This window comes from Agathobacter sp., from assembly GCF_977054825.1.
The window spans coordinates 425,729-443,623 of record NZ_CDRTEH010000001.1 but is presented as its reverse complement, the minus strand read 5'-3'; the positions used below and the strand labels follow the sequence as shown (position 1 = coordinate 443,623).

Here is a 17,895-nt window from a genome sequence, read left to right as displayed (position 1 = left end):
ACAGCTACTGCACTGCTTCGCACTACTTTGCCGGTACTGTCTTTTACTTCCACAAAGAATTCTCTGTTTCCGGTGCTTCCTGCTGTCCATGTGTAGCTTGATTCCTTAACAAACTGTGGTGTAAGTCGTGACCAGCTGTCTGTATCCTTATTATGCAGGAGATAACTATATGTATATGGCGCTGTTCCCCCTGTTGCAGTTCCGCTTACTGTTACTTTCTGTCCTACATTTACCTTGTTTTTATCTGCACTTACACTGATACTTAAATTTTGCTTCCAATGAGCCCAAAGAGCCTGACTTCCTGTTAACACATCTCCTTCTTTAACTTTAGTACCACCATCCTTTTCTGTATACCACCCCTCAAATGTATAACCATCTCTATATATTGTCGGACTTCCCTGAAATTTAGGGTTTTCATATTGTGCATACAATACTACACTATCATTTTTGCTGTATGTATCTCCCGCAAAATAAGTGATACCACTACCATATTTATCGGTGTTCCAACTCAAAAATGAGCAACTGAAGTACTGACCTCTCCGAGAAATAGTACCACCATTAGGATTGTAATATACAATATATGACTTATCTGGCTTATTAGAGCTAATTAATATATCTTTTCCATAATGTTTTTGTTCTGATTCGGGTGCATTCTGGCCACCATTTGCATCATATTCAATTGTATAAATATCATATACATCTAATGTTTTCTCTATGGCTATATCCTTCCCATTTATAGTTATAGTAGTTTTACATTTATATTTTCCAATGCTAGAAGCAGTAAATTCCAGACTTCCAGAATCTTCCTTATTGTAACTTTTTTCTTTAATTTTTTCACCACTCGGTGAATACACTTCCTGTTTTACTGTATATTCTCTATTTCTATATTGATTAAATGCTAGATTGCTATTAGCATCAAACATTTTGTACCAGTAAATAACTTTTTGATTTTTTTCTACACTATCAACTTGACTGGAGAATGCATCATTAAGTGACACACCATCTTCTATCTGATCTTTCCTTTCAATAAAATTTACCGTTCTCTCACTATTTCCATTCCAATCACCTGTAACCTCTACTTTTCCTTTGTATGTTCCTCCTGTCCTTGCATTTCCAATTTTAATCCAATTATTATCATTATTATAGGTATACGAGAATGCTTCTGTTCCATCTGGATTATATATGGTTTCTTTAACAGAATAATTACTACTCATAAGTTGATCTAAATACTTACCTGAATTTTTGTCAAAAATTTTATAACATAAATAAACATCATCTTGTGTATTACATTCCTTAATCTCATTTCCCATAGGCGTATCAGAAAACCACGTTTCCATTTGTATATGATAACTAGGAGGAATTGTTCCACACATATATTCGGCATTTCCAGAAAGTGCAACCCAGCCTTGTCCACTACTCAATTTAGCCCATGTATACCCACCATTATCTATTTTTTCGCAAATATAGATTTCAGTACCATTAGATAGTGTTCCAACAATAGAATTTGATGTTGAAGGTCCAGATCTAATATTCAAAACAGATGAAACAGATACCTTCCATCGTTCTGTTCCTTTGTGATCATCACAATTATGTACCGGAATATCTGGATAATAATCATAATATCTGTACACAGAAACTCCTGCATTTTTAGATTTAAATGTACTAAAACTTTGTGTGTAATGCTTTACAGTTCCACGTCCATCCGAATTTGCGTCAAATATCTCAATTGTATTAGCACTTCCATCTACATTAACACAAATCATTGAATGTGGATTTCCTGAAGAATTTCTTCTTACCTGGATATAATCTCCGGGTGCAGCTTTTTCTAATAAGTTTTCCAACTGTCCTGCTGAATATCCAGGTCCTAAAGTTCCAATTGTCTTTATGTCACTTGCTACATTATTTAATTTGTAATTTGTTGGATTACTTGAAAGCGCACCGTTACCAACTTGTTTTGATCCTCTATTAAATACATTATCAAATATCATATGTGCGAATCCATAACATTGGCTACCGCCTGCATAACTCCACGTTCCTGTTCGTCCAACATACTGTTTCATTAAACTTTCAAGCTTTTGTGATACATCATTTCTTGTAATAGCGTATGCCTTAATAGACGGAGTCAACGTAACCATTAAACACATTACAATACAACAAACTACAAGTTTCTTAAACTTTTTTTTCATATGAATACCTCCCTGTGTTATATATTATAATTGCTTAAAATCGCAATTGTCCGGATCGTATCTTAATCTACTATTAATATTAATCCCCATAATCTGTTCAATCTCACTTTCTGTCAATGAAAAATCATTAATATCTAAATTAGCTATCATATGCTCTATATTTGACGAATTAACAATAGGGATGTTGCCAATCTGTTGATGCCATCTTAATATAATTTGCGCTAGTGTTTTATTATACTTTTGTGCTATGGGCAGCAAACATGTCTTTCTTAACCTCTCATCCATTCTAGCTGTTGATGTATATGCCATTATCTGGATCCCACAATTATTACAATATTCTCTCAATTCATTTTGTGTAAACAACGGATGACATTCTACCTCATTTACCATAGGCATAATCGTAGCATATGATTTTAACTCTTCTAAATGATGTATATTAAAATTACAAACACCTATCGCCTTACATTTACCTTCACTATATAATTTTTCCATTTCTTTCCAACTATCTATAAAATGTCCTTCAACAGGCCAATGCATTAAATACAAATCAACATAATCTGTTTTCAATGCTTTGAGACTGTTTTCAAGCCCTTCTCTTACACTTCCATTATATTGATCTGTATTACATAATTTAGTAACTAAAAAATAAGACTCTCGTGGATATTTATTTAAAGTATTTCCTAATACCAATTCGCTTGCACCGTAAGCTCTAGATGTATCGAAGCACTTGCAGCCATGCTGCATCGAAATATCAACAATCTTCGATAAATTAATATTCATTAATGCATTCTTTTTATCCTTATTCAAAATTACTTTGATTTTATTTTTAGCTATTTTTGCTTTTCTCTTAATGCCTGTTGAATATATATTTGTAATTCCCGTTCCAAAACATAAATCCGGCATTATAACATCATTACATAAAACAATATCTTTCATTTATCCTAACCTCTTATCTTTTCTTTAACATTCTAAATAATATACCTTTTGCTTGTATATACTCATCCTTTTTCCGAAAAACTAAATTTTGCACAAAAAACGGAACCAAAAGGCAAACTACCAACTTTAATATTAATTCTAATATCCCTCCAATATTAATATTTAAACAAACAAAATAAACTATTAAAGATGTTATCAACGTAATCAATACATATTTTGAAATATCTAATATATAGGAATACAATGGCTTTTTATACACTAATGAGAACAGGTTATGTATCAACCATGGCATTGAAATAAAAATATAGCTTAAAACCGTTGATAATATAATTCCATATAATCCACAATACTGCACTAAAACTATATTCAATATCAAATTAACACTGGCACCAACTAATGGACGAAATCTATCAGAATGCCATAATCCTGCCGCATCTTTAATTGAAGCCCATAACATAGCAAGTTCCAAGCAGTAAAATAATACACAAAATAGAATCACAAATCTATAATCAAGAATATATTTGTTTCCAACCCACAATCTTATAAAAGGCTGATATAATCCAATAAAACAACAACAACAGATACACAAAATATAACATATTATAAATGAAAACACTTTAAAATCCTTATAATTTTTTTCAATTGTCTCTGTTACTAAGCTATTACCAATTCCAGCCGTTATAGAACTAAATAAAACAGTAATGAATCCGCAAACCGCATTCATAATAAAATAATAATTTTGATAAACCGCTAATGTTGTCAACCCCAGAAAAGCTGATATAACGATTGTATCAGCTGAGTTTGTAATAGTACCTCCCAACTTTGCTGTGAACAAATCTCTTATTCTACGATTTATAGTTTTTATTTCTGAACTTTCTAACTTGCCATTCGGTCTATAATCCGGAAACATCTTAGTAACAACCATTGCAATAACAATATTTGTCATTGCCTGTGTAAATAGCGCCACTATCACATATGCATAATAGTTTTTGAACAAAACTAATACTAAAATCTGCAATGCGTATTGAACCGTATTTGTAACTAATGTTACCTTACTTGTAACATCTGTCCTTTGATGTGCATCCAGCAAACAATTTTTATATGCAAATAGCCAATATGATAATACCGTAACCGCTAAATTTAAAATATATAATATATAAATATTAATATCAGGTGGTACATCGCTCTTTATAAGTTTAGGTATAAACGGCGTCAAAAATGCACCAATGATTGCAATTACTAATCCTATCACTCTATAATACGTACGATATAGCTTCATCAATGCACAGATTCTTGTTTCGTCATCTATTGCAATAGGCTTGTACATACTATACACCATTGCACTTCCAACACCAAGTTCTGCTAAGTTAAGCACCTGTAATATTGAGGTAAACAAACTATTCAATCCCAGATACTGTACTCCCATTAAGTAAATCATTACTGTACGCATAACAAATGGAATTACTATCTGATAAGCTTTTAGCATAACTCCAAAAACAATATTTCTGCCTGCGTTTTTTGTTCTCTCTATTTTCATCTGTAACGTCCTTTAGTGTTTAATAATGTATTATATAATCTTCACTATACGCGGATTTGTTAACATAATTTTTTGTAGATTACTTTGTCTTTCTTTATCTAGCAATAGATACTCAGACAATAACCTTTGATATTTTTCTCTTCTTCTTTTTGTAAGCTTACATTGAATCATCAAGTTTTCAAATTTTTCTTCTGAAATCTTATCCAAAATACTGCTATAATCTGTATTTTCCAAAAAGAGTTGAACATAAAAGTTCTCGAGAGTACGTACATAAAATCTACCGGAGAAAAATTCTATACCTGGTTCCTCTTTTATCTCCTGATACTTTCTTTGACCTAAATATGTATCAAACTCTTGATACATATTTAAAAATGAAATAATAACATGCGTTGTCGAATACGGATTATAGATTTTATTCACCTTATAGACATATTCTTTATTTTCATTAATTAAACTGTATATAATGTAATCACTGGAAATATACTTAATGTTCCTTACAATTTGCTCACTGTTTTTCAATATATAATCAATATAACGTTGTATGTAGATATTATCATCGATTACTTGCATTCCTAATGTTAATATATTAAACGCAACAAACTTTGTTCGCGATATAGATGCTTCTTTATCTGCTTCATCAAAAAGATATTCAACCAATTCTTGATATCTCATCTCGTCTTTTTGCTTCATCATAGCAAGAGTTAATTCAAATACCTCTGAATCAACATCAAATTTCTTCAAAAGTTCATATACCTTTTCAACATTTGATACTCTGACAAAAATATATTGAGCATAAAAGAATTCAAAAAAGGATCTATGGAAAAATTTAAATCTATCTTCTCCGGCAGCCGGAACAAATAACTCCGTTCTATCAGAACAAAAAAACAAAAAATTTTCTGCTGCTCTTTCAGTCTCTACCATTGATGTATACTTCCCCTTATAAGTATCACACAACATTTCAACTATTTCTTTTTTCCCTATATCACAATTATTTGGAAAACACATTCTCGCCAATTCCATAAATGTATTTTCTTTCATCATATATGATATCAAGTTCCAATCAAATTTAGCCTTTGTTTTTTCTTTCTCTCTTTTATAGGCAATATATTCAAAACACTTCTGGTATAATTCCATTTTGTTTTCCGGAAGTTCTCTTTCAGCCTTATATATATTTATCAATAAAGATAAAATCAAGAAACTATTCAAAAATCCTTTATTTACCAATACTTCAGCTTGTTCCAAGAATATTTTCTTGTCTTTTTCATCAAATTTTCCAAGCTTTATGATGTTATCCACATAAGACTCAATCTGCTCTCTATCCAAAGGCAATATATCAAAAACCTCCACATCTTTTTCTGGTATAAAACCTCTACTTCTTGATGTAATACATATTTTATTGTTCGGATTTTGATTTTTAAAATACGCAATAATTCTCTTATGTAAATCTTCTCTTTTTTGCTTTTCCACCTCATCCAGCGCATCAAAAAGTATCAAGCATCGCCCTAATTTCAAGTAATACTCTATCATTTCAATTTGGAAAAATTTTCTATCCATTAATGTCTCTTTGACCATGCTATCCTGCAAAAATGTCACCATTGATAATGGCTTATCTCCTTCAGAATAAAAGGCTTTTAAGTCTCCATAAATAACTAGATACTCAGTACTATTAAAAATATTTATTTTTTCAAAATCGTTTATTATCTTTTTTAAAAACAGCGACTTACCATAACCCGGTCCACCTGTAACATAAACGATGCCTGAATTATCAAAAATGTATCTCCAATCATCATAGCTTTCTTCACCAACTTTACGCTCTTTATCATGATAATAAGATACTCTATATCTATAATAATCTCTTCTCACAAAGTGTACATGATTTGAAATTTCTTGTTCTGTAGATGTACATCTTAAAATAGGAGGAACATAAAATTTCTCGAATTCAAATTGATCTAATAGATATATATGAGCTTTTGAGTGATTTGTTTTTAAAATTTTGTGATATTGTTTAACATATTCAGAATATCTATCTTCAATCGGAACGATATCGCATTTCATAACACGATTTATATTATCTATAATATCATTAAGTCTTAACATAATGCTCTCATATATAACATCCATTCTGCTATTAAGCATATAAACAGCAATTCCATCTTTGTCCTTAATATTTGAGGCGAAATAATTTGCTGCTACCTTAAAAAAATCTTCAAAGAAATGGCGAATCATCGTCTTTGAGGGCACATTTACTGTTACATAATAATAATCATCAAGTAAATGAGATGTAAGAAATTCTATCACATCTTTCTCTACTATCATTTTATTATTTTTCTTTAATTTACGTAAATTTCCTGAATAATTTCCTGAAATCTTATATATTATATAGTTCTCAATAGTATCTTTAAAAAATGGAGCTTGTATAAAGTCATTAAACTGTCCTGACATATATAACATTTCATATTTAGTGCTAAAATTTTCCTGAACACACTTTTCAATTTCCTTCAGAGAATCTTTATCCAGCTTAACATAAAATTTATCAAAACACACTTTTCCAATATCATAAATTATAGATGCTAAAATACTGCAACCAACATTTGATACAACAAGATCCATCTACTTTTCCTCCATGTGATTTAGCCTAAAAATTCACCACATTTTTTCTATTGTTTATTTTTCTTTTTCCAACCACTTATCATATTACCAATCATATTAATAACGCTAAACAATATAATTAATATGGCATAATATACCAAAGATAGAGATAAAGAAAAAATGCTACCTACTATCTGTTCCGACATATTAGATATTGTATCCGATACATCCAATGGTGTTCGATCAGTTAATTTTAATAATATAATAGAAAATATAACCGTAAGTGTTGGTGCTAATAAAAGCTTACAACTTTCATAAGCAGGTTTTCTAAACTTTTCACAAATACTATATCGCTTACTTTCATGTATATTAATCAAGTTATATTTACCATATCTACAATACTCTAAAAATGCTAATGTCAATGCAACTGCACCGCACCACGGAATAAAATCCGCACTAGTGTTGAAAATTGCCAATCCCACAAATAATACGGCACCATATACAATTGATCCTATCCATAAAATAAAATCCAGTATATCATTCCTATTTATATTTCTAAATTTTTTAACTATAAAGTTTTGTATTTTGCTTATGCTTATCTTACAGTAATCGTCTATACCAGAAAAATTTTCAATATAAATACCACTCAATATTTTATACTGCTCATATGATATATCTTTGAGAACTCTTATTTCGAATGGCTCTAATTCGTTGTATGAGTTTTTTAATAATATGTTTAAAATACATCTTATTATTATCAAAATAACAATAAGACCAACCACACATGGCTTTATTGCAACATCTAACTTACTAGATAAGAAATTTGATAGCAATCCTAACATAAAAACAACCAGTAAATCCGTTCCTCTAGTCATTTCGCTCATTAGTACATTTAACAAAAATTTACTCAAAGATTTTTTAGAAGATTTTTCATTCCTTATCAGATACTTCTTTGCTAGCTCAAAACCACCTTCATTATCTGTAAGGTTCATCTCTTCTATTGTTTTTCGTATTCTATTAGCTGCATAAACATCTTGCTTTATGTACAACAGTCTATTTTCTTGCTTAAAATATATAAACTTCATAATATTAATCTCTATTATAGACGAACTTCTTTACTTTGTTGTAGATGCCCTCTGCATCCAGTCCATACTTGTGGATAAGCTCCACTGCCGGTCCTGACTCGCCGAAACGGTCCTCTACACCGATACGCAGAAGCTTTGCAGGCTGCTCCTCACAGAGCACCTCTGCCACAGCACTGCCGAGACCTCCATTGATAGAGTGCTCTTCTACTGTGACTGCCTTGCCTGTCTTTGATACAGATTTAACAATCAGCTCTCTGTCGATTGGCTTGATTGTATGGATATTGATAACCTCAGCATCTATGCCGTCTGCTGCGAGCATTTTTGCTGCCTCAAGTGTCTCAGATACCTCAAGTCCTGTTGCAAATATAGATACATCCTTGCCTTCTTTGAGTACGATACCCTTTCCGATTTCGAACTTGTAGTCCGGTGTATCGTTGATCACAGGTACTGCAAGTCTGCCGAATCTAAGGTATACAGGGCCTACATGGTCATAGGCTGCCTTTACTGCGGCTCTTGCCTCCACATCGTCTGATGGGTTTATTACAACCATGCCCGGGATTTCTCTCATGAGTGAAAGATCCTCGAGACACTGGTGTGTGGCTCCGTCCTCACCTACAGAGATTCCTGCGTGTGTGGCTCCTATCTTGACATTGAGATGAGGATATCCGATTGAGTTTCTTACCTGGTCATAGTTTCTGCCTGCTGCGAACATGGCAAATGAGCTGATAAAAGGTACCTTGCCGCATGTGGCAAGTCCTGCTGCGATTCCTGTCATATTGCACTCTGCGATTCCGCAGTCCCAGTGGCGCTCAGGAAACTCCTTCTGGAAGATACAGGTCTTTGTGGCACCTGCCAGGTCAGCATCGAGTACAATAAGGTCATCGTGTGCTTTTCCAAGCTCCACGAGTGCGTTTCCGTAGCTATCTCTTGTAGCGATTTTCTTTACTTCTGACATAATGCTTCACCTGCCTTTTCTAAGTCTGCCATTGCGATCTCATACTCCTCATCGTTTGGAGCCTTTCCATGCCATCCTGCGGCATTTTCCATGAAGGATACGCCCTTGCCCTTTACAGTCTTTGCGATAATGGCTGTAGGCATGCCCTTTGTCTCGCGGGCTTCCTTGAAGGCTGCCCTGATCTGGTCAAAATCATTGCCGTCGATATTGATTACGTGGAAATTGAATGCCTCAAACTTCTTGTCGATCGGGTATGGTGAGCATACGTCCTCAACAGAGCCGTCTATCTGGAGGTTGTTGTTGTCAACGATAACTACAAGGTTGTCGAGCTTGCGGTGGCCTGCCCACATGGCAGCCTCCCAGATCTGTCCCTCCTGAATCTCGCCGTCTCCTGTGAGTGTGTATACACGGTAATCCTTCTTGTCATATTTTCCTGCTGCAGCCATTCCTACTGCGACAGATACACCCTGTCCGAGAGAGCCGCTTGACATATCAACGCCAGGGATGTGCTTCATATCAGGATGTCCCTGCAGATATGAGCCTGTATGACGGAGTGTCTTTAAATCCTCCTTTGGAAAATATCCTTTCTCTGCGAGTGTAGAGTAAAGTCCCGGTGCTACGTGTCCCTTTGAGAGCACGAAACGGTCCCTGTCCTCCCATTTAGGATTGGCAGGGTCTACATTCATCTCCTCAAAATACAGATATGTAAAAATATCTGCTGATGAAAGTGATCCACCCGGATGTCCGGATTTGGCACTGTGAACTGCTGTCACAATGTCCTTGCGAATTTCATTCGCCATCTTCTCAAGTTCAAGATTGTTCATGATTGCTTCCTCCATATTATTAATTCAAAAATCTTCATTTTCATTATATAGCTGTACAACATTCTTGATTCTGTCATATGGTGAGAGAAGATCACTGATAGAACAGTCATGGTTTAATGTATCAATGAGGTATGCGATGTATTTACTCATGTCACAGCTGATATAATACTCCTTAGAGAGAAGCTCAGGTGACTGGTAAATGAGGTTTGTTGTAACTACTCTGTAGATGAGACCTTCCTCGTAAGCCTTGTCAAATGAATCAAAGCCGTTTGTGAAGAGACCGAATGTAGAAACAACAAAGATTCTGTTAGCTTTACGCTTCTTGAGCTCTCTTGCTGTATCAATCATACTCTCGCCTGAAGAAATCATATCATCGATGATAAGAACATCCTTACCCTCTACATTTGTTCCGAGGAACTCATGAGCTACGATAGGGTTACGTCCGTCAACGATACGGCTGTAATCACGACGCTTGTAGAACATACCCATGTCCACTCCGAGTACGTTTGCAAGGTAGATAGCACGGTTTGTAGCACCCTCATCAGGAGAGATAATCATGAGATGATCAGCGTCAATAGTGATATCCTTTACGTTCTTTAAGATGCCCTTGATGAACTGGTAAGAAGGCATTACATTCTCAAAGCCGTTAAGAGGAATAGCATTTACCACACGAGGGTCATGAGCATCGAAGGTGATGATATTGTCTACACCCATGTTGATAAGCTCCTGAAGAGCCAATGGACAGTCAAGAGACTCACGGCCTGTACGTCTGTGCTGACGGCTCTCATAAAGGAAAGGCATGATAACTGTGATTCTTCTTGCTTTTCCACCGGCTGCAGCGATAACACGCTTTAAGTCTGCATAGTGGTCATCAGGTGACATGTGGTTTGTCTGACCGCATACTGTATAGGTAAGACTGTAGTTTGTTACATCTACCATGATGTACAGATCATAACCACGAACTGACTGGTTGATAACACATTTAGCCTCGCCAGAACCGAATCTAGGCGTAGAAGGCTTGATAATATAGCTGTTTTTGTAGTAGTCCTTGAAAGCACTCTCGTTAGCATGCTGGTGCTCTCTGTGCTCTCTCCAGCCCTGTAAGTATGCATCTACCTTCTGGGCAAGACCTATACAACTGTCAGTTGCAACAAGTCCAAGTGTACCGGTTGGCATAGTCTCCAAAATTCTCTCATCGTTTGGCATTGTTATTTTTCCTCTCCCTAATATAAACTAATTCGTTTGTTTGTGAATACTATTTACTATAAACTCTATAGAATCTTTTCTTTGTTCATTTAAATGTTTATTAACATCATCATAATTTATTTTTTTATACATATTTTTATTCTCTACATCTTCTCGAGTTTTAATATATCTTTCTTGCATACCATAAATCTCTAATAAATCACTCAACCTAGAGTTCATAGATGATATACCACTATCATCCAATCTTGGAACAACCCAAAATTCTTTGTTAAAGATTATAGAAAAAACCGCCGCATGAAACGAATCAGTTATTATGATCTTTGCATTAGCAATATAATTTATAAAATCATCCGGAGAATATTCTACAATTTTATAATCTCCATAATCTTTATCCTCATCTCTGAAATAATTTATTGCATGAGCAAAATTAACAATAGACAAATTATTTCTTTTGGCTGTCTTCTCTGCAATAATTCTGTTTTCCTTATCTTTTCCCAGAAAATAAGTAAACACATATGGGCTTTTACATTCCAATTTTTCTTTATTTACAAATTTATTCCACTCATCTTTTTCTAACAAAAGTGTTGGGTCTAAAGTAACTGTAGATTCAATTTTTCTGTTTTTCAAAAATGCATTTGCAGTTTTTTCCCTAACAGATATTGCGTCAAATTTTTTTAAATAATCTAAATCATTTATAAACCACTCTTTAAAATTATTATGTTTTCCAATACTGGCTGCGTATGACATTTTAAGAATTGCATTTGGCACAAATGAAAGCATATTAATCTTCATATAATCTTGTGATATATAATCATCATTCCAAATTTGATCGCTACCAACTATGTATCCATTATATAATCGCAAGCTCTCACTAATGTTATATATATCGTACACCTCATTACTATGAGGAATCTTATCCATGAACTGCTCCATTAATTTTTCACGTACTAATAATTCATCCTGTATAAGTTTTCTTCTCTTTTTTAAGTTACTATTATTTATAGTAACTTTTGCCTCTTTAATTGGGTTTTTTATAATGTGACATATTTTTCTACTTACTTTATTCTTGAAAGTTATATACTCTCTCTTATAATGCCAAACTCTAACTTGTTCTGACTCAATGTTTAAATTAGAAAGTACTTTTTGTAATGCATATGCTTGCAATAACCCTCCAATATTGTAATTCTTATAATATAAAGTAATTATACCTATCATAGTTTCATTTTCCTTACACATCAAACAGTTATTAATTTTCTCATCGCAATTAAAATTTCCGGGTTTAAAACGTATATTCTCAAATATATATTATACTTTTTTCTAAGCATATTTTTATTTTTACATAAATAGTTAAGTATGTCTTCTTCTACATGCACTTTCAATTTTACACCAGATATAAGCTTTTTCATATATAAATCAGCCATTAGTACATCATATCCAGTGTTTTTTACCAAACTTTCTCCCAATAACAATTCGATACTTCGTGCTGCCTCAATCCATAATTTCATTGTTTTATTACTTATTTTGTGACTAATACTCTCATTATTCGTACAATTATAATGATACAGCACATTATTTACATATCCTATATTACATATGTTTATAACATACTGGCAGCAAAAATGCATATCCTCCCACATAATGTATTTGCTTTGAAATTTTATATTATATTTTTCAATTATGTCTTTGCGAAAAAGTTTATTCCATAAATATCCATAACATAATTTTTTTTCTCCGTCTGAAGCAAACATTCTCCGAAAAGTGGTAATCTGGTCTATATTTTCTATTATTAAATTATCACTATTATTCAGTCGCACCAACTTTTTATCATAGCTACAAATAGATAAATCATTATCTATAATTCCATTGACAAGTCCCTCTATATAGTTAGACTCAACCATATCATCAGCATCAACAAAACATATATAATCACCATTTGCATGACTTAGCCCAATGTTTCTAGCCTCACCTGCTCCATTATTTCTTGTATGAAATACTTTAATATTATTATTCTTCTTTGCAAAACAATCACAAATTTTCGAAGTTTCGTCCGTTGAACCATCATCAATTACTATAATTTCATAATTGCTATAAGATTGTTTTATTAAACATTTTAAACATAAATCAATATATTCACTTGCATTATATGCTGGAACTATTATACTTACACTTTTATTCATTCTTAAAACCTACTTACCTTATTCTAATCACAAACCCACGCTCTTTAACTTGCAATCTAAAGAACAATATATCAAAGAATAATATTCCAACAATATTATAAATCATTGCCCTTGCAAAAATTAACTCAAAAAATTTATTTGAGAAAAAACAAAATACTATTGCAAAAGCAATATACGAATATAGTATCAAATGATAATCAATTCTATTATTATCAGCTTGCATTTTTACTTTGTTATAAATTTTCTGGCAAAAAAAGCCTAAAATAAACATAACAAAAAAAACACCTCCAATGCCATAATCATAATATAATGGCATAAACTGTGTATATACATTACCAAGAATTTTTCCATTATTCCATCTATATTTGTACAAATTAGGAAGGTCAAATATTTGTTTTCCTGTTAATTCATTCAGCCATGTGTACGTATTCATAAAAGTTGCACTTCCAGCTGGTTTTCCATTATTTGTAATATTATCCTTAATAAATAACTCAAGATTTTTTATTGGAGCTCCTAAATAATTAGCAATCAAATCAACCATGGTAAGATCGCTAATTGTTCTTCCTTGTAGTGAAAAAAGCGAGGAGAAAACAACTATTGCCAAATAAAATACTATGAAAAACTTAATAATATTTTTTAAATTGATATTTATTTTTTTCTTTGTCACTCGCTGCTTCTGTATAATAAACATAACAGAAAAAGAGATAGCATACATAAACAGTGTTGTACGTGTACCACCAAGTAGCGAACTGACAATCGAAACTCCAACGTTAAGTATTAACAAAACAGCTACTTTTCTTCTATGAGCAATTTTTCTAGCCAAAACATATAAAAGTATATAATTAGCAGGCATTATCAAAATTCCTGCTATATTTAATATTTGTGATTTATATTCCAATGTGCCCGAACTATTCATACTATAATAATATCCTATTGCATAAGCTAATGAACCGCCTCTGGAATTTCTATATAAATCATAAATTTGAAATAAAACAAATACTAATTGTATTCCAAGATAAATTGTTAATTTTATATTAGAAATATCTACTTCATCAACAGTCGATATTTTCACGTTTGTAATTTCACATGATTTCGTTTTTCTTTTCTTAACAAAAACATACGCTAACCAACAAGCTAAAATAAAGCCTGATAATCCGGAAATAATAACCCAAAACAAACGATATTCACTAAAATTCCATTCATCTGCATATATACAACAGCACAAAAGAGAAATAACAAAGCCTAACGTAATTAAAACCGCAGGTGCAGTGAAATCCCTCTTAAATACAATTGCAGAAAGCACAAATAATCCAAAAACACATATACATAATAAATATATCATTTTTATTCACCCAACTAATCTTCAGTCCCATTTGCAATTCTATGCAATAGTGTATATATTTTCAAATATGGTAATCTAACTTTTAAAGTTCTTTTAAGATAGCCTATCTTCCACTGAGCGGCTGACAAATCTTTCAAGAACTGCTTAGGATGTATAATATAATACCCCATTCCTTTTGTTTTTGACAAATATGCCTCCGATCCATTATTAAAAAACAAGAAATCACCATACATTTCTAAATCTTTTTTACTCGGATTAGTCCCAGTAGAATAAATATAATCAAAATACAGTTCTCTATTATCTCCAATATAATCAGACAATTTACTCAAGCTATACTTTCTCGCAAACTGTAAGGCTCCTTCTTGTATATCTCTTACTCTTAATGCTTCCGGTAGAAGACTTCTATCAATCTCATATTCATAAGGATAGCGTTTTGCAACTACTGCATTATCCTTATGTTCATATTTCATTATTGAGCCACTCTGTTCAAGAAACAGCGTCTCGAATAGTGGTCTAAAGGAAATTTCAATATCATGATCACTATCACTATTTAAACAATCAAATAAATAGCCTTTAGCTTTATATCCTTTTTTACCTAGCTTATTTTTTGACTCCTTTGCTAATCCAAAATAATATCCTATAATATCATTTTCCATATGATTCTCATCTAACGTTTGTACTAAATTACTTTGAATTGAGCCTCCCCATCCTATATCAACTATTGCTATTTTTTTCGAAAAATCAAATTGTTTCAAATACTCCAACAACAAATCATTTTCTGCGATTGCATTTTCGAAGATATCATCTTTTATTTCATTAAATATAGCAACAAACTTTTTTTCATTTACTAAGTTATCTCTTTTCAATACACTATCAAGATTAAATCCATATTTATTGATTATTTTCTTATATTTTAATGGATTCAAACCAAAACTATCTAAAATCTGCTCCATATTAGTAACAGACAGTAACGGTGTTTCACCCATAATTTCTTCCAATGAATTAAATTTAGCATACCTTGGAACTCGTAAGCTTCTTCTTGATACTTCAAAGTATCTGTCTGGAATATTTTTATTATACCCTAATTGGTCGTATACTTTTTTTATAATATATCCATCACGTGCCATAAAGAATACTTCATCTATTTTTTCCTTTTCCATATCCTCATACAACCATTTAGTAAATCCATATAATACAGGACCAAATCTTTCAAATCCAAAATTATAGTAATCACCATTCTCCAAGCTGTGGTAATTGCTTAAAAAAGCGTTAAGATATTCAGAATTATTCACTTTTAAATATTTTCTATCTAATCTATATGTATTTGTTCTTATTTTTAATGCATCGAATTTCTGTTTTTTAGCCATTAAATAGTCAGATACAAAATCATTCCCAATATGTAACGGATTTTTAAATTCATATTTTTCTCTGATGTAATTATATAAATCACCACTATGCTTATTAATATTTAACTCATTAGATATAATCAATTGTTCATAGCCGACTATTCCTGCATTATTAAGTATTTCTTCTATAACATCCCTAGATAAATACATATCAGATACTAAAAAAACCCTTTTATTTTCACACGCATATTTAAAAATAGGTAATATATCCATATTAGCCACACACATAGACAATTCATACTCTATTTCTGCCGTTTTTATTGTTTCTCTATTTAAATTTGTAAACTCGTACTCATCATAAATTTCATCCAGCGTAACCTCTTTTTTTTTCTCTCTAGCTTTTATTTCAGCTTCGACTCTTTTTTTTCTAAAATCATTTTCGCCTAATGTACTCTCAATAACGGAAAAAACATCTTTGGGGTTAGGAACATTTCTTTTTATTAATGTATCAAATATATCAAATGTAATTTCTTGGTGCTTGTCTATTTGCTCAATAACTTTTTCATCTTCTTTGCATATCTGCATGTTATCTAAAAAATACTTTATTTTTGACTTAATCATAATATCTGTCCATTTAAAATTCTATACTTTATTTGCCTTATTTACTGATTTTGATTTCATTCTATAAAATACAGACGACATATTTGTTTTTACAAAGCCAATTAATTTTCCCATTGTAATACATCCAAGTGTCCATCTCATTTTCATTGGGAGCGAAGCAATACTCAATAATTTAGAATTTATTCTTCCATATTTTAAAGCTTCACTACTTAAATCATCATCTAATATTTCCTTAACTAATTTTTTCTTTGTATTGTCATCTTTATTACAGCAAGAAATCTCTTGAACACATTGAACTAATCGTGCTGAATAATATCCATATATTTCGTTCATGATATTTTCATCAGTAACATTCCAATGTTTATATACTCTCAATATATGTTCAAACTGTTCTTTTCTCTTTTGATAAAGCATTCCATCAAAAACAGTTGTCGTTTCCGATCCCTCTCTGGACCTAAAAAAATGATATCCCGAGCTTTTACTTATCGCTACACTCTCTATGTCCATTATAACATCCATGTTAAAATGTAAATCATCCCATTTAAGATTTGGAAATAAAAGTTCTCTATCTCTTATATAATCTGCCTTATATAATTTGTTCCATGGAACAGCCATCATCATATTATCAAAATACTTATGTAGGTTTTTTCTTAATTCATCTTTTGACAGATAATATTTTTCATTTGGTGCAACCGAATATGCCTGACTTTTATTATTCTCATAATATTCCATAGTATAACCAGATACAACTAACTGTGCATTTGTTTTCTTTGCAACATTATAGAGCTCTTGCAAATATGTTTGTTCTATCCAATCATCAGAATCGGGAAAATAAAAATATTCACCACTTGCCTGTGCAATTCCAGCGTTTCTTGCACTAGGTGCTCCTCCATTTTCTTTATGAATAACTTTTACTCTTTTATCCTTTTTTGCGTATTCATCAGCTATTTTACCACACGAATCTGGTGAGCCATCATCTACTATAAACAATTCAAAGTCTTTAAATGTTTGATTTAATATACTATCTATACATTTTTCTAAATAATTCTCCACCTTATAAACAGGTGTAATCACAGATATTTTACACATAT

The 17,895-nt window shown here is 32.0% G+C and carries 13 protein-coding genes; all 13 read right to left on the bottom strand.

The window, feature by feature from the left end:
- Nucleotides 1–2,186, bottom strand: a 2,186-nt coding sequence (locus ACW6PM_RS02105) for an InlB B-repeat-containing protein (protein ID WP_456056071.1), incomplete at its 3' end; no start/stop codon positions are given.
- A 24-nt stretch (nucleotides 2,187–2,210) separates the two neighbouring features.
- Nucleotides 2,211–3,122, bottom strand: coding sequence for an aldo/keto reductase (locus ACW6PM_RS02100; protein ID WP_177254242.1), 912 nt, complete (start codon nucleotides 3,120–3,122; stop codon nucleotides 2,211–2,213).
- 13 nt (nucleotides 3,123–3,135) lie between these two features.
- Nucleotides 3,136–4,659: an oligosaccharide flippase family protein gene (locus tag ACW6PM_RS02095; RefSeq protein WP_456056070.1), complete on the bottom strand. Its 1,524-nt coding sequence runs from the start codon at nucleotides 4,657–4,659 to the stop codon at nucleotides 3,136–3,138.
- Nucleotides 4,660–4,689: 30 nt separating this feature from the next.
- Nucleotides 4,690–7,269, bottom strand: a complete 2,580-nt coding sequence (locus ACW6PM_RS02090; RefSeq protein ID WP_456056069.1) for an NACHT domain-containing protein — start codon at nucleotides 7,267–7,269, stop codon at nucleotides 4,690–4,692.
- A 47-nt stretch (nucleotides 7,270–7,316) separates the two neighbouring features.
- A complete protein-coding gene (locus ACW6PM_RS02085) occupies nucleotides 7,317–8,333 on the bottom strand; it encodes a hypothetical protein (RefSeq protein WP_456056068.1) in 1,017 nt (338 codons plus the stop codon).
- Nucleotides 8,334–8,337: 4 nt separating this feature from the next.
- Nucleotides 8,338–9,288 carry a transketolase family protein gene (locus ACW6PM_RS02080; RefSeq protein ID WP_456056067.1) on the bottom strand — a complete coding sequence of 317 codons (951 nt, stop codon included), beginning with the start codon at nucleotides 9,286–9,288 and terminating at the stop codon, nucleotides 8,338–8,340.
- Nucleotides 9,276–10,112, bottom strand: a complete 837-nt coding sequence (locus ACW6PM_RS02075; RefSeq protein ID WP_117719613.1) for a transketolase — start codon at nucleotides 10,110–10,112, stop codon at nucleotides 9,276–9,278. Before ACW6PM_RS02075 ends, ACW6PM_RS02080 begins: the two co-directional genes overlap by 13 nt.
- Before the next feature lie 24 nt (nucleotides 10,113–10,136).
- Nucleotides 10,137–11,318 carry a ribose-phosphate pyrophosphokinase gene (locus tag ACW6PM_RS02070; protein ID WP_456056066.1) on the bottom strand — a complete coding sequence of 394 codons (1,182 nt, stop codon included), beginning with the start codon at nucleotides 11,316–11,318 and terminating at the stop codon, nucleotides 10,137–10,139.
- A 27-nt stretch (nucleotides 11,319–11,345) separates the two neighbouring features.
- Nucleotides 11,346–12,533 carry a polysaccharide pyruvyl transferase family protein gene (locus ACW6PM_RS02065; protein ID WP_456056065.1) on the bottom strand — a complete coding sequence of 396 codons (1,188 nt, stop codon included), beginning with the start codon at nucleotides 12,531–12,533 and terminating at the stop codon, nucleotides 11,346–11,348.
- Nucleotides 12,534–12,553: 20 nt separating this feature from the next.
- Nucleotides 12,554–13,495, bottom strand: coding sequence for a glycosyltransferase family 2 protein (locus ACW6PM_RS02060; RefSeq protein WP_456056064.1), 942 nt, complete (start codon nucleotides 13,493–13,495; stop codon nucleotides 12,554–12,556).
- Nucleotides 13,496–13,508: 13 nt separating this feature from the next.
- Nucleotides 13,509–14,837, bottom strand: coding sequence for an O-antigen polymerase (locus tag ACW6PM_RS02055; RefSeq protein ID WP_456056063.1), 1,329 nt, complete (start codon nucleotides 14,835–14,837; stop codon nucleotides 13,509–13,511).
- 14 nt (nucleotides 14,838–14,851) lie between these two features.
- Complete coding sequence (locus tag ACW6PM_RS02050) at nucleotides 14,852–16,804, bottom strand: hypothetical protein (RefSeq protein ID WP_456056062.1); 1,953 nt, start codon at nucleotides 16,802–16,804, stop codon at nucleotides 14,852–14,854.
- A 21-nt stretch (nucleotides 16,805–16,825) separates the two neighbouring features.
- Nucleotides 16,826–17,893 carry a glycosyltransferase family 2 protein gene (locus tag ACW6PM_RS02045; protein ID WP_456056061.1) on the bottom strand — a complete coding sequence of 356 codons (1,068 nt, stop codon included), beginning with the start codon at nucleotides 17,891–17,893 and terminating at the stop codon, nucleotides 16,826–16,828.
- Nucleotides 17,894–17,895 lie beyond the last annotated feature (2 nt).

Bases quoted from the DNA above. Each gene is read 5' to 3' on its own strand.
- ACW6PM_RS02065 (WP_456056065.1), bottom strand. From the start codon at position 12,533: ATGATAGGTATAATTACTTTATATTATAAGAATTACAATATTGGAGGG.
- ACW6PM_RS02055 (WP_456056063.1), bottom strand. From the start codon at position 14,837: ATGATATATTTATTATGTATATGTGTTTTTGGATTATTTGTGCTTTCT.
- ACW6PM_RS02100 (WP_177254242.1), bottom strand. From the start codon at position 3,122: ATGAAAGATATTGTTTTATGTAATGATGTTATAATGCCGGATTTATGT.
- ACW6PM_RS02050 (WP_456056062.1), bottom strand. From the start codon at position 16,804: ATGATTAAGTCAAAAATAAAGTATTTTTTAGATAACATGCAGATATGC.
- ACW6PM_RS02060 (WP_456056064.1), bottom strand. From the start codon at position 13,495: ATGAATAAAAGTGTAAGTATAATAGTTCCAGCATATAATGCAAGTGAA.
- ACW6PM_RS02095 (WP_456056070.1), bottom strand. From the start codon at position 4,659: ATGAAAATAGAGAGAACAAAAAACGCAGGCAGAAATATTGTTTTTGGA.
- ACW6PM_RS02080 (WP_456056067.1), bottom strand. From the start codon at position 9,288: ATGTCAGAAGTAAAGAAAATCGCTACAAGAGATAGCTACGGAAACGCA.
- ACW6PM_RS02075 (WP_117719613.1), bottom strand. From the start codon at position 10,112: ATGAACAATCTTGAACTTGAGAAGATGGCGAATGAAATTCGCAAGGAC.
- ACW6PM_RS02070 (WP_456056066.1), bottom strand. From the start codon at position 11,318: ATGCCAAACGATGAGAGAATTTTGGAGACTATGCCAACCGGTACACTT.
- ACW6PM_RS02090 (WP_456056069.1), bottom strand. From the start codon at position 7,269: ATGGATCTTGTTGTATCAAATGTTGGTTGCAGTATTTTAGCATCTATA.
- ACW6PM_RS02085 (WP_456056068.1), bottom strand. From the start codon at position 8,333: ATGAAGTTTATATATTTTAAGCAAGAAAATAGACTGTTGTACATAAAG.
- ACW6PM_RS02045 (WP_456056061.1), bottom strand. From the start codon at position 17,893: ATGTGTAAAATATCTGTGATTACACCTGTTTATAAGGTGGAGAATTAT.